This window comes from Streptomyces carpinensis (genome assembly GCF_002154505.1).
Classification (GTDB): domain Bacteria; phylum Actinomycetota; class Actinomycetes; order Streptomycetales; family Streptomycetaceae; genus Streptomyces; species Streptomyces carpinensis.
In genome coordinates this window covers 13,490-34,565 of record NZ_MUBM01000138.1, presented here as the reverse complement: position 1 = coordinate 34,565, position 21,076 = coordinate 13,490, and the positions used below count along the sequence as shown (strand labels likewise).

Sequence of the window (21,076 nt, the reverse complement as noted above, 5' to 3'; positions counted from 1 at the left end):
GGAAGCACCATGGTGCACGGCCCGTGGCGGCGATCGCACGACAGCCCGCGGTCCGGGCCCGCTCCGGTCGACGAGCCGCGGCAGGCGGCGGACGGGGCAGCAGTGCCGGGGGCGCCCCCTGCCCTCGACCGGCAGAGTCTGCAGCGGCTTCTGGGCGCTGTCGTGGCGATCAGCGCCGACAGGGACCCCCGCACCGTGCTGCACCGCATCGTGGAAGCGGCCACCCACCTCGTCGGCGCGCGCTACGGGGCACTGGGCGTGCTCGGCGAGGGCGGCGCCTTCGTCGACCTGATCACCATGGGCATCGACGATCCGCAGCTGTGCGCCGATATGGGCCTGCCGCAGGGGCACGGCGTGCTGCACACCCTGGTGGCCGACCGGCGGACGTTGCGGGTGTCCGACGTGGCCGCGCACCCTCGTGCCGCCGGATTCCCGCCCGGGCACCCGGTGATGCGCACCCTGCTGGGCGTTCCGCTCGTGGTGCGCGACACCGTCTACGGCGACCTCTACCTCGCCGACAAGGCGGACGGCACGCCCTTCGACGACGACGACGAGCACCTGCTGACCGCGCTCGCCAGTGCCGCGAGTGTCAGCATCGAGAACGCCCGCCTGTACGAGCACCTCAAGCGCGCGGCCGAGCACTTCCAGCGACGTATGCTGCCAGTCCTCCCGGACCTGTCCCCGCTGCGGGCCGCGGCCCGCTACGAGCCCGCTTCCGAACTGCCCAAGCTCGGCGGGGACTGGTACGACGCCATGGTCCTGCCCGACGGTGCCACCTGTGTGGTGGTGGGCGACGTGACCGGCCACGACGTCGAGGTGGCCCCGCTGATGGGTCAGCTCCGGAACATGCTCCGGGCGCTCGCCCTGGACCGCTGCGAGCCGCCCGGCCTGGTCGTGTCGCGCCTGGACCGTGCCCTGATGATGTTCGAGGATCCGCCGACGGCCACCCTGGTGTTCGGGCGCATCGAATGCGGCCGTGAGGGGTACACCTTCGGCTGGAGCAACGCCGGGCACCCGCCTCCGCTGCTGATCGGGGCGGAGGGCGACACCCGCTTCCTGGCGCCCATGCGGCACGGCATTCCGGTGGGCATCGACGAGACGGTCCCCCGGTTCAGCCACACCCACCCGCTCCCGCCCGAGAGCACCCTCCTGCTGTTCACCGACGGACTGGTGGAGCGCCGTGACCAGGACATCGACACCGGCCTGCGCGACCTGGCGGAGGACGCCGCCTCCCTGGCCACAGCCCCGCCGGACGAACTGTGCGACGCCCTGATCACCCGACGCGGCCATGTGTTCGACGACGACGTCGCCGTACTCGCCCTTCGCATCCCGGCATCCTGCACCGGCTGAAGTGCCGTCTCGGGGCACGCTCGGAGATCACAGCGCCGGTCCGGGCACGCGGGCTTGTCCCTGCTGCCCACCGCCCGGGTGAGGTGGGGACGGCGAGCAGACCGATGGCGCTCAGATCGTCCCGGTGGCGATGGAAGCCGCCGCGCATGTTCCGCACGCGCCGCCTCGCGGCCGGCTCCCGCGGGGCGCGCAGGCCCGCGTCCGCCCGCACCGTGCGGACTTCGGTCGGGCCGGGAGCCGCGAGTGCGCCCAGGCGGGTCACGGGGCCCGCGTCACGTCCGACCGCGGTGCAGGTGGCCGGGGTGGTGCGGGCGAGTGCCCGCCTGGCGGTCGCGCCCAGGCCTGCTGCGAGCTCTCATGACCATCGCCACCTGTGCCATCACGCGCATGTCAGTACTCCACGTTCTGCGAGCGACGGCGGATGACCGTGACCTCGTCGCGCTGGTTGCCGGTCGGGCCGTAGTAGTTGAAGGCGTACGTGAACTGCGCGTAGCCGCCGGCGAGATGGGTGGGCTTGACGAGCAGCCTCGTCAGGGAGTTGTGGATGCCGCCGCGTCTGCCGCTCACCTCGGTCTTCGGGACGTTCACCGTGCGGTCCTTGGCGTGGTACATGTAAACGGTGCCGTCGGGCATGCGATGGGTGACCACGGCGCGGGCGACGACGACGCCGTTGCGGTTGTACGCCTCGATCCACTCGTTGTCCTTGACGCCGATCCTCTCGGCGTCGGCGGTGGACATCCAGATCACCGGTCCGCCGCGGAAGAGGGCGAGCATTGGTGGAGATGTCCGCGGCGGCGCACTCCGAGGGCGCACGACTGCATCTGCCGGAGATCGCGGGGACGCGACGGCTGCTTCACCTGACCGCCGTCGCCGAGGCCCGCAACTACGCCAGTTCGTCACGCGCCGCCGAAGGACGCAGCCGGATCACGGCCCCGGCGCCGGCCAGGCCGTACGGCATCCCCGTCACGGCGCTCGGCCCGTCGGACGCGGCCGGGCGGATGCCGATGCGGGATTTCCCCGGCCCGATGCCCGGGCCGCGTCTGGCCGCGCTCCGCTTCGAACGCCACGCCCAGGTCGCCCTGTTGTGGACTTCTCACGACCGGCGTGAGGACTGGCTGCACGCGGGTCAGGCCTTGCAGCACGTGCTGCTGACGGCAACGGCGCACGGGGTGCGTACCTCGCTCCTGCACCAGCCGATGGAATGGCCGGACCTGCGGGCGGCCGTCGGCCTGGCCCGCAAGCGGTGCCACCCGCAACTGCTGATCCGCTTCGGCTACGGTCCGGACGGCGGCCGCACCCCGCGCGCCCGCGGACAGGCGGTGACGGGGCCGTGAACGAGCCCCGTCCGGCACATCCCGTGAGCAGTACCGGATCGTGGACCTGAGCGGATGCGGTCCGCCCGGCCCCGGTCTCCCGGCGACAGGTCGCGAACGCCCGAAGCCGTGCTGACCCGTTGCGAACCCGGCCGGCGCTCAGCCCCTGCCGCGCGTCCCGGTGATATCCCGGCCGGTGACCATCTCGGCCTCGATGCGGACGAAGACCCCGTCGCGCGCGACCACCCAGGAGCGCGGGCCGGTCCGCGACAGCCGTTCGTGTTCGGGGGGGTCGGTCACCACGGTCGCCCGGCCGGTGACGACCACGCTCCAGCCGGAGCGGGTCGCGGCATCGAAGTTCGTCGGCCTCGAAGGCGACCACGGCACCGTCGATCGCGCGCACGAGGTCCGAGCCCGCCGCGGTGCGCAGGAGCACGGATGAGTCCGTGTCGAGGGAGAAGTTGACCGGAAGCACCGCGGGCAGCGCCTGGCGGGTGTACCCGACACGGCCGATCGGCAGCTTCGCCAACAGGCGCAGGCACTCCTGCCGATCGAGCACGCGAAAGCCTTCATGGAACATCAGCCATGGTCCCTCCGACGACCGGGGCGTGGTTAGGGCCGGATGGCCCTTGTACAGGTGCCCCGTGGCAGTCCTCCCGGCCGGCGGGGGCACGACGCATCGCCCGGTTGCGCACCGGCAGGCACGGCGCGCCGCCCGGTTGGCGCGGCGGGTCGTGGCCGAACACCCCCGCGCTGGTCCGGCCGGGGTCGTGGGCGATGCGGCACGAGAGCCGCCTGCCCGGTCCGGTCGGCCGAAACCGAGGACCGCAGGGCCGGCCGACGAGGCCGTACGGCCTACGCCTTGTGAGGGCCCGCATTCGGATAGTGGCAGCAGGCCACCGGCGCGCACCGGCCGCACCACTGCGACAGGAAGGGGCGGGCGGCAATGCTTCAGCCGTCGAGGAAGCTGAACGAGGCACCGGCACCGGCACCGGCTGCGTCCGTGCCCGGCCGGGCGGGGCTGATGTTGGCCTTGGCCACGGTAGGCAGCCGGTGCCCGTCCATGGGAGCCCAGCCCTGGACTGTCAGGCGCAGGGCTGCCTGTCACGGTCCACTGTCAGCCGGGCGCCCATGGGCACCGGCACAAGCCAAGGAGCCTTCCTGGGCTCGGCCGTCGATGCGGCCGCGGTGAACTGGTCCGCGCGGTCGAGGTCCGCCAGCAGGCGTTCGACGTCGGTCATCAGCGATCCGTACACGTGCCAGGCGCCGGGCTCGGGCAGTGTGCCCTGTGTGATCAGTTCGGTCATGGTCGTGTGCCAGGCCGTGGCCTCGCCGATGCCACGGCGCAGCCTGTCACGGGCGCGGTCGCAGCTGGAGTCGGAGGCCGATCCGGGGGTGGCGAAGGAGGTCACCGCCTCTCCGGCGGCCTCGAGGGTCGTCGCGTACCGGTCCAGGAAGAGCCTGCCCAGTCGGTGATCGGTGTGCCGGTCGTCGACGTTGTCGGCCAGTGTCCGGGCGATTCCGCGGACCTGGAAGGACACGTGGTGCAGAGCCCGCAGTACCTCGCCGTGCGCGGGCGTCCGGGCTCTTCCGTGCACGGCGCAGCGCGTGTTCCAGCGCAGGCTCTCCTGGCCCTGCCGGACGTCCTCGTGCGCCTGTGCCACGAGCTCCTCCAGGTGCCTGCCCTCTTCCAGCCATGTGTGCGCGCGGTCCGTGTGCCGCCGCTCGCGCAGGCCGCGGCCCATGTCGTCCAGCAGTGATCCCATGGCCGCGGCGAGGTCACGCACCGAGGCGTCGGAGGCGTCCAGGTGCAGGGGCGGAAGGATCAGCGCGTTCACGGCGGTTCCCACCGCCGCGCCGGCCAGAGTCGCGAAAACCGGGGTGACCACGTTCCCGACGGGGGTGGTCGCGGCCACGGCCAGGGCGAGCACCGCCGTGGAGACGATCTGCAACCGGTCGTCGGAGCGTCGGCGGCCACCGGCGACCAGCGCGATCGCCAGGATCGCCGCGATGCTGCCCGCGGTCGAGCCGAGCAGCCGTACGACGATCGCCGCCAGCAGCAGTCCCGCCGCTCGCGTGGTCACGCTGCGGACGGCCTGTGTCACGGTCCGGTGGATGGTGGGGGCGTTGACCATGAGCAGGGCCGTGGCGACGGCGAGGTACTGCTGCTGCCCGGGCAGCCACCATGAGGCGACCTGCCAGGCCAGGAGTGCCGCGACGAGCCCCTTCGCGCCCTGAGTCAGTGCCGTGGCCGTTCGTGCGGGGTGGTGTGTCCGGGCGGCTCGCAGCGGCCGTCGAAGCGTCCGGCCTGCCGTGCGCCACCATCGAGCACTGTTGGTTGAATGTTGCACGAGCGCGATGATGGCACGGTTGTCCTTTTTGTCGCAGTGGTCTCGCGCACATCGCGGGCCGGTGCCGGAAGCGGTCCGCTGAAGGTGCGCAGCGCGCCGTAGAGCTGTTTCCGGCGCAGTGACCTGTATCGCGTGGCGGACCTCACCGCCAGAGATAGTTCATCATTCAACCAAATCGGCTACTGTCTCAAGTGCCTCACAGCAGGCACACATTCGCGAAGCCACTCATTCGCATCACGGGGTGAGCAAGGAGAAGGAATCATGGCCAACAGGACCATGCGTCGAGCCGTCGTCGCGATCGCGTCCACCGCCGTCGCGGCGGCCGGGCTTCTCGCCACCGGCGGTTCAGCCTCGGCGGCGACGAACCCGAGCGTCAGCCACTCCGGCGGCTCCGTTTCCGCCGTCCGAACCGTCGGCAACCACCACGGGGACCGGCGCGGCGCGTTCGGGCACGGCGACGCTCCTGGCTCCTGGAAGCGGCACGACGATGCAGGTCGCCACCGGATCCGGTACGTCGACCGCGACGGTGGCCGGGCGCGGATCGACGAAGCCCGTCGTCAGTGGGTCCTCGACCAGCTCCGCCGGGTCGGCGACCACGAGCGCTCCACCTATGGGGACCTGGAGCGCCACGGTCGTTCGGGCTGCTGAAAACCGCGGTCACCAGGACCGCCACTGCTCGGCTGCCGCACACCAGTGGGCCGGTGACGCAGCCCGAGCCGCCCCCGGTCACGCCGGAGGGCACCACAGACAGCGGGGGCGGCGACCACGGCCGCTTCAAGGGACAGCAGCGGCCGTGAAACACCGATCGCCGCCCCCGCGCCGCCGGCGGACGGTGGCCCGGCCACCGCTGACGCGGGCCGAGCGCAAGCCTTCTCGCTGCGCCGTCTCATGCGTCGCCCGTCTTCGGCGCCCGAAACCTTGATGTTGTCGACCCGGGCCGCGTCGATGCCCGGCCCGCGCAGTGATCCCACTGCCCGGGCCCCGCACCACCCCGGCCCCCGAACCCACACAGAGCCATGATCACTTGCGTAGACCACATGCTCGGCATAGAGCTCGTGTCGCCCCTGGGCACTCGGCTCCCGGTATCGACCCACCTGCTCTACCGGTCGCAGGACCCGCTTCTGGTGGAGTTCCTCTTCCATGACCTCGTCCAGGGCCCAGTCGCCTGGGTCATCTCCCGGGAGCTGCTCGCGCGAGGGATGCTGGCGCCGACCGGAGAGGGCGATGTGCGGGTGTGGCCGACCGGGACCGGCCCGGAAGCACTCCTGCACCTTCTCCTGACTCCTCCGGGCGGCTCCGCCCACCTCGTGGCTCCTCTGCGGGCGCTCGAGCACTGGCTGTTGCGCACTTATCAGCTGGTGCCCGCAGCCCAGGAGGCGGCGGCACTGGATCTGGAAGGCCATCTCGACCGGTTCCTGAACGGGCGTTGCTGACGGTGCCCGCCGCAGAGGGGAGCGCCGCGGGCTGCTCCGGGCCGCGGTCACCCGCGACCCCGCCTCCCTGCTGAGCGACCGCGCGATCACATCGCGCACACCGCCCAGCTGCTGATCACCTGCGGCGTCGGCTCGGCACCGGCGCCGACTCGGACGGCTGAGCGGCGCGTGTCCCGGCGTTCCGGGAGCCGGCGCCGCCCGGTCGGCGCTGGCGTCCCCTCGCCCGCCGGGCCGCTGCCTGCGGGGGCTGGAGTCAGAGTCGTGCGCGGAGTCGGCGCGCGCCGGGTCAGGACCGCACGCGGAGCACCGCGACCCCGTTGACCCGGCCTGCCGAGAGGTCGTCGAGTGCACGGCTCGCCTGGTCGAAGTCGTATTCGGTGACCATGACCTTCAGGCGCTGCTCGGCTGCCACGGCGAACAGGGCGCGCCCGTCCTCGCGGGTGTTGGCCGCGACGCTGCGGACGGTCCGCTCGCGGAAGAGGTGTCGTTGGTAGTCCAGGGCGGGGATGTCCGTCAGATGGATGCCGGCGATACTCAGCGTGCCTCCGCTGTCCAGGGCCTCCAGGGCGACGGGGACCAGGTCGCCGGCCGGGGCGAAGAGGATCGCGGCGTCCAGCGGCTGTGGGGGTGGTGCGTACGGGTCGGTCGCCGAGGCGGCGCCGAGGTTCAGGGCGAGTTCCCGGGCGGCGGGGGACCGCGTGAACACGTGGACGACGGAGCCCTGGGTGAGTGCGACCTGTGCGGTGAGGTGGGCGGAGGCCCCGTAGCCGTAGATCCCCAGGTGGCCGCCGGGGAGCGGGTCGGCGCGACGCAGCGCCCGGTAGCCGATGATCCCGGCGCACAGCAGCGGGGCCAGCTCCTCCTCGGGGTACCCCTCCGGCAGCTCGTACGTGTACGCGGCGGGCACCGTCGCGTATTCGGCGTAGCCACCGTCGGCATCCCAGCCGGTGTAGACCGAGGACGGACACAGGTTCTCCTGCCCGTGCAGGCACCAACGGCATCTCCCGCACGTCCGGCGCAACCACGGGATCCCGACCCGGGCGCCGACCGCCGGCCCGGTGGTGTCCCGGCCCGCCGCCACGACCTCACCGACCGCCTCGTGCCCGGGCACGACCCGCTCACGGTGCGCGGGCAGGTCACCGTCCCGTACGTGGAGGTCGGTCCGGCACACCCCGCACACAGCTACCCGCACCAGCAATTCGTCGTCCGCGGGCACCGGCACGCGCAGCACGAGCGGCTCGATCGTGCCCGGGCGGGAGGCGGGGGCCACCCAGGCTCGCATCGACGCCGGAAACATCGCACCCATGGAAGACACCTCCCTCACGGTTCCATCGGACCGCTCCCGTTCCCCAGGGTCGGAGTTCCCGGTGCCGGGTCGCCGCAGTCGGCCCCGACGGGACCGGTACGCGACCAGTCCCGCCCACCGCCGCGCGTGCACTCGGGGGCGGGCACGGGCGCTGGAGGCCACCCCTGTGCATCGTTGGGTGGACAGACCTACCTAGTTAGGTAGACTGACCTACCTAATAGCGAAGGGGGTCCGATGAGCGAGACGGGTCCGGCCCGGACGCAGGCCAAGGAGCGCCGGCGGGGAACGGCGCGTGAGCGGCTGCTCGCCGCCGCGGCGCGCCGCTTCTACGCGGACGGTGTGTCGGCGACGGGCATCGACACGATCACCGCCGAGGCGGGCGTGGCGAAGATGAGCCTGTACAACAACTTCTCCTCCAAGGCCGATCTGGTCAGGGCCTACCTGGATGCGCGGCACGAGGAGTGGCTGGGCCTGTACCGGCGTCGGCTGGAGGGCGTCCGGGACGGTCGCGGCGGCGTGCTGGCCGTCTTCGACGCGTACGCGGATCACGCGGCTTTCGCCTACGAGCACGGGTTCCGGGGGTGCGGGCTGCTGAACGCGGCCGCCGAACTGCCTGCCGGGGACGAGGGACGGGCCGTCGTGCGCCGGCACAAGGAGGAAGCCGAGTCCCTGCTCGCCGGCCACCTCCAGGAACTGCTGCCCGATCGGCCCGAGGAGGCCCGTGCGGTCGCGGAGCATCTGGCGTTCCTGCTGGAGGGCGCGATGGCACGCGCCGGCCTGGAGGGCGCGGGCACGCGTCTGGAGCATGCGCGGGCGATGGCCGCGGACCTGCTGGACCGGCTGTGATGCGGCCCGCCGGACGTGCGGCCGGCTCGGTGGGTGTGGGATCGCTGTGCGTGCTCGTGGCGTCGGTGTTGTGGGGCACCACGGGCACGGCCGCGACTTTCGCTCCAGCGGTGGGGCCCCTCGCGATCGGGGCCGTCGCCATGGGCCTGGGCGGCCTGCTCCAGGCCCTCACAGCCGCCTCCCGCATCGCCCGGGAGGCGCCTGGACTGCGTGCGCAGCGCGGTACGGTGCTGCTCGGCGCACTGGCGGTGGGGACCTATCCCCTGGCGTTCTACAGCTCGATGCACCTGGCCGGGGTGGCCGCCGGGACGGTGGTGTCGATCGGCTCGGCCCCGCTCGCCTCGGCCGTGATCGAACGTGCCGTGGACAAACGCCGTCTCACGCGTCGTTGGACGATCGGCGCCGCTCTGGGCCTGGCCGGGACGGTGCTGCTGTGCGCGGCCGAAGCGGCGAGGGCACACTCCGGCGCCGGGAGCCGATCCGTGGGATCGACGGTGCTCGGAGTGGGGCTGGGCCTGGTGGCCGGTTTCACCTACGCCCTGTACTCGTGGGCGGCCCACCGCCTGATCAGCCGCGGCCTCACCTCCGGCGCGGCCATGGGCGCCGTCTTCGGACTGGGCGGCCTGCTGCTCATGCCCGTGCTGCTGGCCACCGGCGCCCCGCTCCTCAACTCCTGGTCCAACACGGCCGTCGGCGCCTACATGGCCCTGGTACCCATGTTCGTCGGCTACGTCCTGTTCGGCTGGGGCCTGGCGCACGTCCCGGCGAGCACCGCCACCACACTCTCCCTGCTGGAACCGGCCGTCGCGGCCGTACTGGCCGTACTGGTCGTCGGCGAACGCCTGCCGCTGCTGGGCTGGGCCGGTATCGCCCTGGTCGTCGGCTGCCTCACCGTACTCACCACGCCGGCCCGGCCCGCGCGCCGAGCGCGCGCGGTCACCGGCGAGCACAGGATCGGCGCAGAGGGACCCGGCGTGTCCGAGCGCGACCGTGGTGCGGAGACGGCGCCGGCGGCCATGGAGCTGGGACAGGCCCCGACCCGCTGACCATGTGACCGCCGTCGCCGCGGGCCTGACCGGCCGTCAGACCGGTCAGCGGCTGTGCCTGGCCGAGAGGACGGTTCGGAACCACATCTCCCGCCTGCTCGCCGAGCTCGGCGTGGAGCAGGCGCATCCAGGCCGCGGCCATCGCCACCCAGGCCCGGGACCGGCCGCGCGGCGACACCCACCGGCCTCGTCGGCACCTGCTTCGGCGATCGCATGCGTGCCGGACGGCAGCGACTACTGTGACTTGAATCGGAACGGCTTCGGCACGTCACAGGAGCTTGGAAGGTCAGCGGTGGGACGCTCCGCAGAGCCCGGGGACGCCTGGACGAAACCATCAAGATCATCAGGTCGACGATCTTCGGTCTGCGCCTGCACGCCGATACGGCACCAGGCCCGCGGGCGCGCGCGGTCCGGGTGGTCGGCGAGGCCGCGTCCGCGCTGGGCTTCGCGCCCAGCGTGCGGATGGAGGGGCGGCCCACACCCACGTACCCAAGGAGTCCGCCGACCACGTGGTCGCCGTCCTGTCCGAGTCCCTGACCAACATCGCCCGCCATGCCCGCGCCGACCGCGCCGAGGTCGCCCTGGAGACCGACGGCAGGACCGTACGCCTCAGCGTCGTCGACAACGGCGTCGGCACCCCCCGAGGGCCGCCGCAGCGGACTGGCCAACATGGCCGAGCGGGCCCGGAAACTGGGCGGCGCCCTGGAGCTCGGCACCCCGGAGGGCGGAAGAACCAGGCTGCTGTGGCACGCCCTGCTGAGCGAGAGCACCGACTGTCCATGAGCTGACCGATTCGAGGAGAACCGGGAAGGACGGTCCGCCACCCCGCCGGGCGCGGCTTGCACGTCAGCGATCGGCGCGTCGTGCCCGAGTGCGTCTTCGAGGAGGTGTGGCATCCGTGCCGCACGTCCCTGCCGGGGCGGAACTTCAGCCCAGTGGTGCGGGGGACGGACCGGCGTGATCCTGGGAGACGGACTCCTTGAGAGAAGGCATGACCATGCACGCTCAGCTAGGCGATCGACTGGTCGTGGAGGGCCCGGCGGCCGGCGTCGTCCGACGTGACGGCGAGATCGTCGGTCTCCACCACGACGACGGGACACCTCCGTACGATGTGTGCTGGTCCGACACGGGCGAGGTCACGCTGGTCTTTCCCGGGCCGGACGCGCACGTCGACCACTCGGGGCACGAAGAAGGGCCCGAAGAAACCCGCGGCGGGCCGGCTCCCGCCGAACCCGCTCCCGGAGCGGGGCGACCGGGCGACTTCGGACGACGGGTGGCGGCGGCCCGCCGACGCCAGGGGCTCAGCCTCGAGGAGACGGCCGGGCGCGCCCGGATGTCGCCGCAGTACCTCGCCTATCTCGAACAGCGCCCCTCGGAACCGGGCAGCGCGACCGTCCTGCGCCTCGCCGACGCGCTCGCCACCACGCTCTGCGCGCTGCGTGGCGGCGACCAGGAACTGCCACCCGGACAGGGGCGGGCACTGCTGCACCCACGCATGACGGACCTGAGCCAGGAGGAGTGCCGATCGCTCATGTCCACGCACGGAGTGGGGCGTATCGCGCTGATCACCCCGGAGGGGCCCGCCGCGTTCCCGGTCAACTACGACGTGATGGACGAGGCCGTCTTCTTCCGTACCGCGCCCGGCTCGGCTCCGGCCGGGGCCGTGGGCAGCGACGTCGCCTTCGAGGTGGACCATCTCGACGAGGCGATGAGCCGGGGCTGGAGTGTGCTCGCGGTCGGTCGTGCCGAGGCGGTCGACGACCCGGAGGCGGTCGGCCGGCTCGAGGAGGACGCCCACTCCACACCCTGGGCGGGCGGCGCCCGCACACTGTGGGTGAAGGTGCGCCCCACCCGCCTGACAGGACGCCGCATCACTGCCGCCGACCGGTGAGGGCGAGCAGCGGCTGGAGCGGTCCGTGACCCGCGGTCGATCGGGCTGGGCGTCGAGGGACCTTCGGCGTGCGGCGTGGGCTGTCCGGCCCGAGACGCCGCGGCGGCGGTGGCGGTCGACTGGAGGAGCGGAAGAGCCGGGCGCGTCCGGGACGGAAGCACGTTTCCGGACGCGGCCGGCATGCCCACCGAGTGCGGGCCGGGCACATCGTGCGGCCGGGCCACGCCGCGCGGAGCAGGAACGTGCCGGATGCGATCGTGCCGCTTCTGCAGGACGGTGGACCGACCGGAGGCGACGAGAAGGACGGTGAGCGATGAGGCAGCGCAGCGTGGGCGATCTGATGACGCCCACCGCCGTGAGCGTGCGACCCGGCACGACGTTCAAGGAGATCGCACGCGTCCTCGACGAGTACGACATCACTGCCGTCCCGGTGGTCGACGACGAGGATCGGCCCATCGGGGTGGTGTCGGAGGCGGACCTGCTGCGCAAGCAGACGTCCGGCGGCGTGGGGAACAGCGCCCGGGAGCTGATGACGAGCCCCGCCGTGGTCGCGGAGCCCGGCTGGCACGCGGTGCGCGCCGCGCGGACGATGGAGGAGCACAAGGTCAAGCGCCTGCCGGTGGTGGACGGCGACGGCCGGCTGATCGGCGTCATCAGTCGCAGCGACTTGGTGCAGCTGTTCCTCCGCAGGGACCGCGCGATTCAGGAGGAGATTCTCGAGGACGTCGTCGTCCGCTCACTGGGCCTGCCGCCCTCCGCGTTGACGGTCGAGGTCGCCGAGGGACGGGTGATGCTCAGCGGCACAGTGGACCGCAGGAGCCTGGTCCCGATCATCGTGCGGCTGTGCGAAAACGTCGACGGCGTGGTGGAAGTGGTGAACCGGCTCGGCTTCGACCGGGACGATGCCTCGGACGACACCGCCGGGCACGGCGGTCCCTCGGGGACCGCGGAGCCTCCGCCTGTGCGCAGGGCCGAGGGGTGATCACCGCCCGCCGACGGGCGAAGCTGAGACTCCACGGCCTCGCAGCCGCTGCGGGCGCCACATCGTTCCCGCCATGGAACAGTGGAAGACAGGGGGCAGGGGGAGGGGGCGGGTGGCGCTACCAGCCGTGTCGACCGGCCGGGCGAAGGAGGCACGATGACACACCCTGTGGTGGCGGGTGTCGACGGGTCCGAACGCAGCCTGGCGGCAGCCGACTGGGCGGTGCGGGAGGCGGAGCTGCGCGGCGTTCCGCTGCGCCTGGTACACGCCTCTCCACCGCTTCCCGGCAGCGCAGTACCGGGTCCGGCCGTGGACAGGCTGCATCAGATAGGTGCGCGGATGCTCCAGCAGGCGGCCGCCGAACTCGGCGACCGCTGCCCTGAGGTCGAGGTACGGGGCGAGCAGGTCGACGACGACGCGGTGGTGGCTCTCCTCGCCGCGGCCCGCGACGCCGGGCTCGTCGTCGTCGGTACCCGGGGGACGGGTGGCTTCGACGGACTCGCGCTCGGACGGGTTGCCCTGCGGGTGGCGGCGGCGGCCCCTCGCCCTGTCGTGCTGGTTCCCGATCGATCCGGCGCGTTCGGTTCCGAACGGCCCGGCACCTTGGAAGGCGAGACGCACGGTGCCCGCGGCGCAGCCCAGGTGGTGGTCGGGTTCGACGCGCACCGCCCGGTCAGTGAGGTGGCGGACTTCGCGTTCTCGGCCGCCGAGGCCCGTGGAGCAGGCCTGCGGGCGGTTCAGGCGTGGGCGCTGCCCGCCGAGGCCGTCTCTTCGCGGACGCTGGTGGTGACCGAGGAGGACCGCGGCACCTGGGAGGACCAGGAGGTGCTGCGGCTCTCCGACGTGCTGCGCCCGTGGCAGGAGAAGTATCCCGGGGTGGCGGTCCGCGCCGATGTCATGCTGCTCCATCCGGCGGAAGCGCTCCTGAACGCGTCCCAGCGCGCGGCTCTGCTCGTGGTCGGCCGTCGCAGCGACCCGCAGGCACCCGAGGGCCACATGGGCCCGATCACGCACGCCGTATTGCACCACGCCCGCTGCCCGGTGGCGGTCGTGCCGTACGGCGGATGACGGCCGCCCACGGGGCGAGTGGCGATCGGCAGGTCTTGTTCGGACCGGAAGGTCCGGCGATGCCCGTCGAGCGCCGGGCCGGTCAGCCGAAGAACACCTCGAACTCGTCGTACAGCGACGGATCGACCACCTTGGCCTTCGCGGTGGCATCGGCGAGCGGGATGCGGACGATCCGGGTGCCCTGCAGGGCGACCATCATGCCGAAGTCACCGTCCTTGACGGCGTCGATGGCGTGCAGCCCGAAGCGCGTGGCGAGCCATCGGTCGTAGGGGCTCGGAGTGCCTCCGCGCTGGACGTGGCCCAGGACCGTGGTGCGGGCGTCCTTGCCGGTGCGTTCCGAGATCTCACGGGCCAGCCATTCGCCGATGCCGGACAGCCGCACGTGCCCGAACTCGTCCAGCGATTGGTCCTTGAGGATCATCTGTCCCTCTTTGGGGACGGCGCCTTCGGCGACTACGACGATCGGCGCGTAATTGATCTTGAATCGGCTCATCACCTGCTCACAGACCTGTTCGAGGTCGAACGGCCGCTCCGGGATGAGGATCACGTTGGCACCGCCCGCGATGCCCGCGTGCAGGGCGATCCAGCCGGAGTGCCGCCCCATCACCTCCACCACCAGGGTGCGCATGTGCGACTCGGCAGTGGTGTGGAGACGGTCGATGGCCTCGGTCGCGATGCCGACGGCCGTGTTGAAGCCGAAGGTGTAGTCGGTGCCGGAGACGTCGTTGTCGATGGTCTTCGGCACGCCGACCAGAGGGACCCCGTGCCCGTTCAGTTCGGTGGCCACACCGAGCGTGTCCTCACCGCCGATCACGATCAGTGCGTCGACATCGTGCGCGGCGAGAGTGTCCCGCACACGCTGCAGCCCGTCCTCGTGCTTGAACGGGTTGGTCCGGGAGGAGCCGAGGATGGTTCCGCCGCGAGGGAGAATCCCCCGCACACTGGGGATGTCCAGCGGCACGACAGCACCCTGGAGGAGACCGAGCCAGCCGTCCCGCACCCCGGCGAAGTCGAAAGCGTACTCCTGGACCCCTTTGCGGACGACGCTGCGGATCACAGCGTTCAGGCCGGGACAGTCACCGCCGCCGGTCAGCACTCCGACCTTCATGGGTTTCCTCCCATCCGCTGGTCAGCCCGACTTCCTCGCGGCCTTCTCGGCGGCCCGGAAGCAGCTGTCGGGGTACGTGGATCACCTCCCTCCAGCCTCCCTCCATTCGATCCGCGGCGGCCACTCGGCGCACACGGCAAAGGGGGCCACGGCTCGCTCGTCACGGCGCCCGGCCTTCGGGCCGACGTGCAACCTCGCTCCTCCACCGCTGCGGTTGCCCGGCGCGGCCCGCGATCCGGTACGAGAGGAGACAGGCGCGGTGAGCAGAGCCGGCCGCACCAGCGTAGGAACAGAGACGCACCTGAAGCACGTGACCGGGACCGGCCGGTGACGTTCGCGCCGGGCTCCGGACGTGAGTGGACGGGAAGAACCCATCCACTTCTCGCGGATCCGGATTGCGCGGTGCGCGGTATTGGCTCCCGCTTCCCCGCGTCTTTCTGGGTCCTTCCCGTCACCTACAGCACAACACATGAACCGCTCCACCACCAGTGCCCCTGGGCCCCGTCCGGCGAAAGTACGCCATGCCCTCGACGAGCCGGTGGGGGTGGTGGCGGCCCGGCCGGCCGCCACGGCCGTCGGGACGGGCCGGACGTCTCCGGAAGCAGACCGAGCCGCCCTCGCGCTGCCCTTGCCGGGGTGCGACGGTGGCAGTGGGATCTCCGGCACCGGCCGGGGAGTACGCCGGGAAGTGGGTGGTGACGATGTTCTGGTTGCCGCATGGCGTGCTTGGCTGGGGCTGGTTCGCCATGGGCCTGGGAACGCTGGTTTTCTGGGCGCTGCTGATCGCGGTCGGAGCGCTCCTCTACCGCACACTGCACCGCGGTTCCGGGCAGTGGCAGGCACACGGCGACACCGGACGCCCCTTTCCCGAACAACTGCTGGCCGAACGCTTCGCCCGCGGGGAGATCGATGAGGACGAGTACCGGCGGCGGCTGGACATCCTGCGGCAGGCGTCCCGAGGGTCCCAGCGCTGAACCTTCGATCGTGGCCGGGGGCGCGGACCTCCGATTCAGTCGGTGGCGCGCCCCCGAAGCGGTCGCGGCGTGGCTGTGCCGTCGTCGGATCGCGTCAGCCGGTTTTCTCCCACCGCGGGCCGATGACGTCCCACTCCGCGCCCCACTGGTCGTAGCGGCGCCTGTCGAGGCGCCACCGCGCGAGGGCGGCCGTGCCGTAGACGAGTCCCGAGAAGGCGACGGCGGCCGTTCCGCCGAAGAGGACGGCCTCGGCCCGTGCCTCGATCGGGCCGGGCGGCTTGGTGGTCAGGGCGCCCCGGCCGTCCTGCCAGACGGTGATCACCGTGCCGGACGGCAGGCCGCCCGGCACCAGGGCGCGGGCGGTTCGGGTGGTGCCGTCGGGAGCGGTCCAGCGGACCGTCGCCAGTACCTGGCTGCCGCTCCCGGCCGACGTGCTCGGCGGAGCGTCGGAGAGCAGGACGGCCGAAGCCGCATGGCGTTCGGCACGCTGCCACGCGAACTCCTGGGCGGCGGCTCGCCCTGTCACCGTCCAGATGACCGCGCCGCCGACCAGGATGACCACCCACGTCACGAGGATGATCCAGGCCTCGAGGATGTCGTCGTGGCGGCGCAGCGGACTGCTGCGCCATCGCCACAGCCGCTGCTTCGTCTTCCGCTTGCCGCTCATCGGTGTCCACCTCGCTCTTCCGTGCTTCACCGTGGTCCAGTCAGCGCCGTACCACTCACGAGATGGCATTCGACGTCGACGACTCCCTCCACGGCCCGCACGAGGCGGGCGGCGACGGGGACCATGGAGGTGTCCCGGACCCGGCCGGTGAGGGTCACCACGCCGTCGCGGACCTCGACGTGGATCGGTTCGATCGGGGCCGGGAAGAGGCTCGCCAGTACCTCCCGGTCGACCTCTTCGGCGATGTCGTCGTCCGGGCGCAGGAAGACCTTCAGCAGGTCTCCGCGGCTCACCACGCCTTCGAGCAAGCCCTCGCCGTCGACGACGGGAAGCCGCTTGATCCCGCGCTGGGCCATGATGCGTGCCGCCTCGGCGAGCGTGGCGTCGGCGTGGACGGTGACGGCCGGGGTGCTCATCAGTTCCTCTGCGGTCAGTGCTCCCGCCTTGGCCAGGTCGGACAGGCGGCGCAACTGGGTGAACCGGTCCGGGTCGCTGTCGCGGAACTCCTCCTTGGGCAGCAGGTCGGCCTCGGACACGACACCGATCACGCGGCCCTCGCCCTCCAGCACGGGCAGCGCGCTGACCTTCCACTGCCCCATGAGGTCGATGATGTCCTTGAACGGGGCGTCGCGCCCCACGGCCACGACGGTGTGCGTCATGACGTCACTGACGGTGTGCGGGCGGCTGTGCACGGTCTCCTCCTCGGTGCTCGGCCGGCAGGGCCGCGGCCAGGGTGGTGGAGGTCATCGCATGGACTTCTTCCTCGTTCGTGTGGCCCTGGCCTGGGTGGACGACGTACCTCGTGGAAGGTGGGGCAGGGCAGTGAGCGGGCCATGGTGATCAACGGCTCCCGCCGGCTCGCCGCCCACGTTCGTTCGTCTGCTGTCGCTCTCCCTCCGCGAAGCCATGGGAGCTGTCACTTTCAGCGTGTGCCTGAGCGAGCCGGGGCGCCACAGGCCGCCCGGTCCCCTGTCGTGGGCCCTTCGGCCCCCGAGGAGCATCAGGGCGCGGAGCCTCGATCACCGCGACGGACCGAGAGCGCAGTAGAGGCCACGGCCTGATGGACCCGTTGCTTGCCCCGAGCCCCGGCGGCACGGGCCGAATGTCCCGAAAAGGGGCCGATCCGCGCTCGCGCCGGAGCATGCCGGGTGCGACGGTGACAGGGAGGCCGGAGAGACGGTGACAGAGGAACCGGAGAACGTCTTGCCGCGCAACGTGGCAGTCCGGTGAAGGGCGGTGGCCGCGATGGAGTTGCCCCTGGTCGTGGGTGTGGATGGTTCGGGTCCCAGCCTGACGGCGATCGACTGGGCGGTGGACGAGGCAGCCCGGCACGGCGTGCCGCTGAGGCTGGTGTACGCCTCCCTCTGGGAACGCTACGAGGGTGTGGTGCCGCCGGGGAGCGCGCAGCGGCCCTCGGAGCAGGCGATGGCCGAGAGTGTGGTCGGCTCCGCGATGGAGCGGGCCCAGCGGCGCAATCCGGACGTGAAGATGTCCGCGGACATCCTCCCGGAGGACGCGGCCTCCGCCCTGCTGAGGGCAGCCGACAGCGCCGCCACCGTGGTCACGGGCTCCCGGGGACGAGGCGAGCTGAAGGGGCTGCTTCTGGGTTCGGTGAGCCTGGCGGTGGCGGCCCGGGCGCACTGTCCGGTGGTCGTGGTCCGCGGCGACCAGGCCGGCCTTGCCGGCGTGCACGAGCGCATCCTGCTCGGTGTCGGCGGAACCGAGTCCGGGCGTGAGGCGGTGCTGTTCGCGTTCCGCGAGGCACAGGCACGCGGCTGCGTCCTCGACGTCGTGAGGGCCTGGCGCAGCCATGCGCACGAGGCGGCCGGTTCGCCGGCACCGGCCGGGGACTCCGCCCTCGGACACGAGGAGCGGGCCGCCGCGCTCCTCGAGGAACTGCTGAGCCAGGCGATGGCCGACCACCCGGCGGTCCGGGTGCGTCGTGCGACGGTCGAGGGCCCGGCGCACAAGGTCCTCGTGGACCGCTCGGCCGCCGCCGATCTGGTGATCGTCGGAGCTCGGCGCCGGGTGGGGCACTTCGGGCTCCAGCTGGGGCGGACGGCCCACGTGCTGCTGCATCACGCGCAGTGCCCGGTGGCCGTGGTACCGCAGCAGGTGTGACCGTGTCCCAGGCCTCGTGGTGGGGGCTCCGGGATCGTCGCAGGCGCCTGGGCCATCACCGCCAACAGCTCCGGGACGTCCACGCTCAGGGCACCATTCCCGCACCGACGCTGCGACGACCGACGGCACCGGCGGCTGCGAGGGCAGCGGTGGCTACGACATCAGCGAAGGCGCCGCCGTGATCTGCACGGGGCGAACGGCAGTGTGATCGCCACCGGGTGCGGGTACGGCGTGGGCCACCCACCGGTCGTCCGTCACCGTCCCCCAACAGCACACCTAGACCAGCTCGAGGTGCGGTTCGAAGGCCCGCAGCAGGAGCGACCGCATCCGGTCCGGCTGCATCTCGGTCGAGTTGGCGAGAATCTGGATCGCCAGGCCGTCGACCATCGCGGTGAACCTGTCGGCGAGTGCTTCGATGTCTGCCTCCGGTGCCAGGCCTTCGGACCTGCACTCGTGCAGCACTTCCACCACGACGCGATACCAGCCCGAGTAGATTCGCCGCTGCGCGGGCCGCAACCGGGGTTCGAGCATCGCCTGGTTCCAGAACTGGATCCACACCGACCATTCGTCGATGTCGTCGGCGGCGAGGGGTAGTTGCACCTCGATCAGGCGGCGCAACTTGTCGCGCGCGGAACTCGCGCGGCCGAACTCCTCGTCGAGCCGCGTGCGGAACCGCTGGGCGTAGTACTCGAGCGCGGCGTGCAACGTGGCTTCCTTGCTCGGAAAGTGGTAGTGCACCGTTGCGGTACTGGTCCCGCAGTAGCGGGCGATGTCCGAGACGCGCACGTTGCGATAGCCGCGGCGTGCGATGAGCACGGTCGCGGCCTCGAGGATCTGGTCGCGCCGCTCCTGCGCCGTGACCGGCTGCGCCCGGTCGCGCCCGCTCTCGGGCGGGAGAACGGGCGCCGGACCGGTTCCCTCGACCAGATAGGCCAGGGACACTCCACAGGCCTTCGCGATCGCGGCGATCTCCTCGTCGCGCAGGCGCCGCGTCCCGCGCAGCGCCTTGGAGAGGGCGGTCGGGTCCATCCTGATCCTGTGGGCGAGTTCGCGCTGGGAGAGCGCAGCCGCCCGGATCGCTGTCCGCACCCGCGCCGGCAGTTCGCCGGACGCTGAAGCCGGCCGGTTCTCCGTGGTGTTCATAACCTGGCCAGTATGTCAGGCACAGCGGTTCACCCCGGTTGCCCGACGGTCTCCAGCGCGCTGATCACCTCACCCGCGACGCGCTCGCCCGAGGAGATCGCCCCGTCGATGTAGCCGTTCCACACCGAGGCGGTCTCGGTCCCTGCCCAGTGGATGCGTCCGGAGGGTTTGCGCCACCCGTTCCTGCCGTAGTCGGTCCAGCCGCCCGGGGTCACGAAACATTCGTAGCCCCCGATGGTCCAGCCCGTCCGCGGCCAGATCTTCTCGACGTAGTCGATCGGCTCCTGCGCTCGATCTCCCGCCACTTCGGACAGTGCGGCCAGTACGTCGCGGCGGCGCTCGGTGTCGGTCGAGGCAGCCCAGTGATCGAGCCGGTCACCGTACACGAACGCGACGAGTACGCCGTGTGAGGCGTCTTGGGGAGAGTTGTCGAAGACCACGCCGACCGGGCTTTCACCGTAGAGGGTTGCGATCCCGGAACGTCCTGCCGCGCGCCAGAAGGGTTCTTCGTAAACGGCGTGCACCTTCGCGACCCGTCCCATCGGCGAGTGGCGCACCCAGCCGCGCCGCTCGGGGGGCAGGACCGGGTCGAAGGTGATGCGCTCGACCGTTGCCGGGGGCACGGCGACCACGGCTCGCCTTGCGCGAACGACGCCGCGGCCGGTGGACGCCTCAACCCCGTAGGCGGTCTGCCGGATCGACAGCACCGGATCCTTCAGCCGGATCCTTCCGCCCAGCGATTCCGCGAGGGCTCGGGCCACCGCGTCCGCCCCGTCGGAGAACCGGGCGTCCTGTGCGCAGCCGCGGGTTTCCATCAGCTGCTCGTAGCCACCGCCCGAAGCCAGGTAGAACAGCACGTGGAAGAAGGAGATCTCTCGTGGTTCCGCGCACCACACGCTTTGCACTGCGAGCGCCAGCCGACGGAGAGCGTCCTCGTCGTGGGTCTGCGCGCGGAAGAAGTCCTCGGCCGACCGGGTGTCGAACTCCGCGAACCGCTGGGTGGCCCAAGGCCGTTCGAGGTCGACGGTGCGGGCGAGGTGGTCCAGCAACGCGGTGATGCGTTCGTATTCGGCGATCCCGGGTCCGGTGTCCGGTGCTGCGCCCGCGTAGTGCACGCGGGCACCGTCGTGGCGGATCTCGACGTGCCGACCGGCTTCCCAGGTCGGGAACGTCGAGCAGCCGAAGTGGGTCGCCAGCGCGTGGAAGCGCCGCTGACTGGGTCCGATCCACTGCCCTCCGTGGTCGATGCGCACCCCGGACGGGCTCAGCTGACTGAACACGCGGCCGCCCACGCGGTCGGCGGCTTCGAGCACGACCACGTCGACCCCGGCGTCGGCCAGCCGCCACGCGGCGGTCAGTCCCGCGTATCCGGCGCCCACGACCACGACCTCTGTGCTGACGGCAGAAGTTTCTCGTGTTCTCACGGCAGCGACTGTGTCGCAACACTGTCTCCACAGTCAACTGGGCCCAGAAAATT

Annotated in this window: 19 protein-coding genes and 3 pseudogenes; 13 read left to right on the top strand and 9 right to left on the bottom strand. The window is 71.9% G+C overall.

Going from position 1 to position 21,076, the window contains the following annotated elements:
* The first annotated feature begins 9 nt into the window (after window positions 1-9).
* Complete coding sequence (locus BZY54_RS19145) at window positions 10-1,350, top strand: PP2C family protein-serine/threonine phosphatase (protein WP_086726401.1); 1,341 nt, start codon at window positions 10-12, stop codon at window positions 1,348-1,350.
* A gap of 390 nt (window positions 1,351-1,740) precedes the next feature.
* On the opposite strand, the pseudogene BZY54_RS19140 reads toward BZY54_RS19145, so the two are convergent.
* Window positions 1,741-2,124, bottom strand: a pseudogene (locus tag BZY54_RS19140) (molybdopterin dinucleotide binding domain-containing protein); the annotation flags it as partial.
* 8 nt (window positions 2,125-2,132) lie between these two features.
* On the opposite strand from BZY54_RS19140, the gene BZY54_RS19135 reads away from it, so the two are divergent.
* Window positions 2,133-2,684 carry a nitroreductase family protein gene (locus tag BZY54_RS19135; RefSeq protein WP_107419758.1) on the top strand — a complete coding sequence of 184 codons (552 nt, stop codon included), beginning with the start codon at window positions 2,133-2,135 and terminating at the stop codon, window positions 2,682-2,684.
* Between the two features lie 138 nt (window positions 2,685-2,822).
* Here the strand turns inward: BZY54_RS19135 and BZY54_RS19130 are convergent.
* Together BZY54_RS19130 and BZY54_RS19125 are read right to left on the bottom strand one after the other, a co-directional pair.
* Window positions 2,823-3,243 (bottom strand): annotated as a pseudogene (locus BZY54_RS19130) (pyridoxamine 5'-phosphate oxidase family protein).
* Between the two features lie 505 nt (window positions 3,244-3,748).
* Window positions 3,749-5,014: an aromatic acid exporter family protein gene (locus BZY54_RS19125; RefSeq protein WP_086726400.1), complete on the bottom strand. Its 1,266-nt coding sequence runs from the start codon at window positions 5,012-5,014 to the stop codon at window positions 3,749-3,751.
* 261 nt (window positions 5,015-5,275) lie between these two features.
* On the opposite strand from BZY54_RS19125, the gene BZY54_RS19120 reads away from it, so the two are divergent.
* Both BZY54_RS19120 and BZY54_RS19115 read left to right on the top strand, forming a co-directional pair.
* Window positions 5,276-5,662 (top strand): hypothetical protein, encoded by a 387-nt coding sequence (locus BZY54_RS19120; protein WP_086726399.1) that lies wholly within the window; start codon window positions 5,276-5,278, stop codon window positions 5,660-5,662.
* Window positions 5,663-6,030: 368 nt separating this feature from the next.
* On the top strand, window positions 6,031-6,447 hold the full coding sequence (locus tag BZY54_RS19115; RefSeq protein WP_086726398.1) for an SsgA family sporulation/cell division regulator: 417 nt from the start codon (window positions 6,031-6,033) through the stop codon (window positions 6,445-6,447).
* A 286-nt stretch (window positions 6,448-6,733) separates the two neighbouring features.
* Here BZY54_RS19115 and BZY54_RS19110 read toward each other — a convergent pair whose 3' ends face one another.
* A complete protein-coding gene (locus BZY54_RS19110) occupies window positions 6,734-7,753 on the bottom strand; it encodes a zinc-dependent alcohol dehydrogenase family protein (protein WP_086726397.1) in 1,020 nt (339 codons plus the stop codon).
* A 234-nt stretch (window positions 7,754-7,987) separates the two neighbouring features.
* On the opposite strand from BZY54_RS19110, the gene BZY54_RS19105 reads away from it, so the two are divergent.
* The 6 genes and pseudogenes from BZY54_RS19105 (at window position 7,988) to BZY54_RS19075 (ending at window position 13,586) form a co-directional block, all read left to right on the top strand.
* The gene (locus tag BZY54_RS19105; protein WP_086726396.1) at window positions 7,988-8,599 is read left to right on the top strand and encodes a TetR/AcrR family transcriptional regulator; all 612 of its coding nucleotides are present in this window, start codon (window positions 7,988-7,990) and stop codon (window positions 8,597-8,599) included.
* Window positions 8,599-9,645: a DMT family transporter gene (locus BZY54_RS19100; protein ID WP_208640698.1), complete on the top strand. Its 1,047-nt coding sequence runs from the start codon at window positions 8,599-8,601 to the stop codon at window positions 9,643-9,645. Before BZY54_RS19105 ends, BZY54_RS19100 begins: the two co-directional genes overlap by 1 nt.
* A gap of 306 nt (window positions 9,646-9,951) precedes the next feature.
* Window positions 9,952-10,428: pseudogene (locus tag BZY54_RS19090) on the top strand (sensor histidine kinase); the annotation flags it as partial.
* A 214-nt stretch (window positions 10,429-10,642) separates the two neighbouring features.
* Window positions 10,643-11,536 (top strand): pyridoxamine 5'-phosphate oxidase family protein, encoded by an 894-nt coding sequence (locus BZY54_RS19085; RefSeq protein ID WP_086726412.1) that lies wholly within the window; start codon window positions 10,643-10,645, stop codon window positions 11,534-11,536.
* Between the two features lie 313 nt (window positions 11,537-11,849).
* On the top strand, window positions 11,850-12,518 hold the full coding sequence (locus BZY54_RS19080) for a CBS domain-containing protein (protein WP_086726395.1): 669 nt from the start codon (window positions 11,850-11,852) through the stop codon (window positions 12,516-12,518).
* A gap of 156 nt (window positions 12,519-12,674) precedes the next feature.
* Window positions 12,675-13,586, top strand: a complete 912-nt coding sequence (locus BZY54_RS19075; protein ID WP_086726394.1) for a universal stress protein — start codon at window positions 12,675-12,677, stop codon at window positions 13,584-13,586.
* A gap of 82 nt (window positions 13,587-13,668) precedes the next feature.
* On the opposite strand, the gene BZY54_RS19070 is transcribed toward BZY54_RS19075, so the two are convergent.
* Window positions 13,669-14,694: a 6-phosphofructokinase gene (locus BZY54_RS19070; RefSeq protein WP_086726393.1), complete on the bottom strand. Its 1,026-nt coding sequence runs from the start codon at window positions 14,692-14,694 to the stop codon at window positions 13,669-13,671.
* Window positions 14,695-15,338: 644 nt separating this feature from the next.
* Here BZY54_RS19070 and BZY54_RS19065 point away from each other — a divergent pair.
* Window positions 15,339-15,668, top strand: coding sequence for an SHOCT domain-containing protein (locus BZY54_RS19065; RefSeq protein WP_341868694.1), 330 nt, complete (start codon window positions 15,339-15,341; stop codon window positions 15,666-15,668).
* A gap of 94 nt (window positions 15,669-15,762) precedes the next feature.
* On the opposite strand, the gene BZY54_RS19060 is transcribed toward BZY54_RS19065, so the two are convergent.
* Window positions 15,763-16,335 (bottom strand): Rv1733c family protein, encoded by a 573-nt coding sequence (locus BZY54_RS19060; RefSeq protein WP_086726392.1) that lies wholly within the window; start codon window positions 16,333-16,335, stop codon window positions 15,763-15,765.
* Between the two features lie 26 nt (window positions 16,336-16,361).
* Entirely contained in the window at window positions 16,362-16,994 is a 633-nt protein-coding gene (locus BZY54_RS19055) for a CBS domain-containing protein (protein ID WP_086726410.1), read from the bottom strand.
* Between BZY54_RS19055 and BZY54_RS50280 the strand changes: the two genes are divergently transcribed.
* Both BZY54_RS50280 and BZY54_RS19050 read left to right on the top strand, forming a co-directional pair.
* On the top strand, window positions 16,993-17,175 hold the full coding sequence (locus BZY54_RS50280; RefSeq protein WP_143668074.1) for a hypothetical protein: 183 nt from the start codon (window positions 16,993-16,995) through the stop codon (window positions 17,173-17,175). The genes BZY54_RS19055 and BZY54_RS50280 overlap by 2 nt on opposite strands.
* Before the next feature lie 405 nt (window positions 17,176-17,580).
* On the top strand, window positions 17,581-18,456 hold the full coding sequence (locus BZY54_RS19050; protein ID WP_086726409.1) for a universal stress protein: 876 nt from the start codon (window positions 17,581-17,583) through the stop codon (window positions 18,454-18,456).
* Window positions 18,457-18,732: 276 nt separating this feature from the next.
* Here the strand turns inward: BZY54_RS19050 and BZY54_RS19045 are convergent, their stop codons facing one another.
* Entirely contained in the window at window positions 18,733-19,599 is an 867-nt protein-coding gene (locus BZY54_RS19045) for a TetR/AcrR family transcriptional regulator (protein ID WP_086726391.1), read from the bottom strand.
* A gap of 29 nt (window positions 19,600-19,628) precedes the next feature.
* Complete coding sequence (locus tag BZY54_RS19040) at window positions 19,629-21,023, bottom strand: flavin monoamine oxidase family protein (protein WP_086726390.1); 1,395 nt, start codon at window positions 21,021-21,023, stop codon at window positions 19,629-19,631.
* Window positions 21,024-21,076 lie beyond the last annotated feature (53 nt).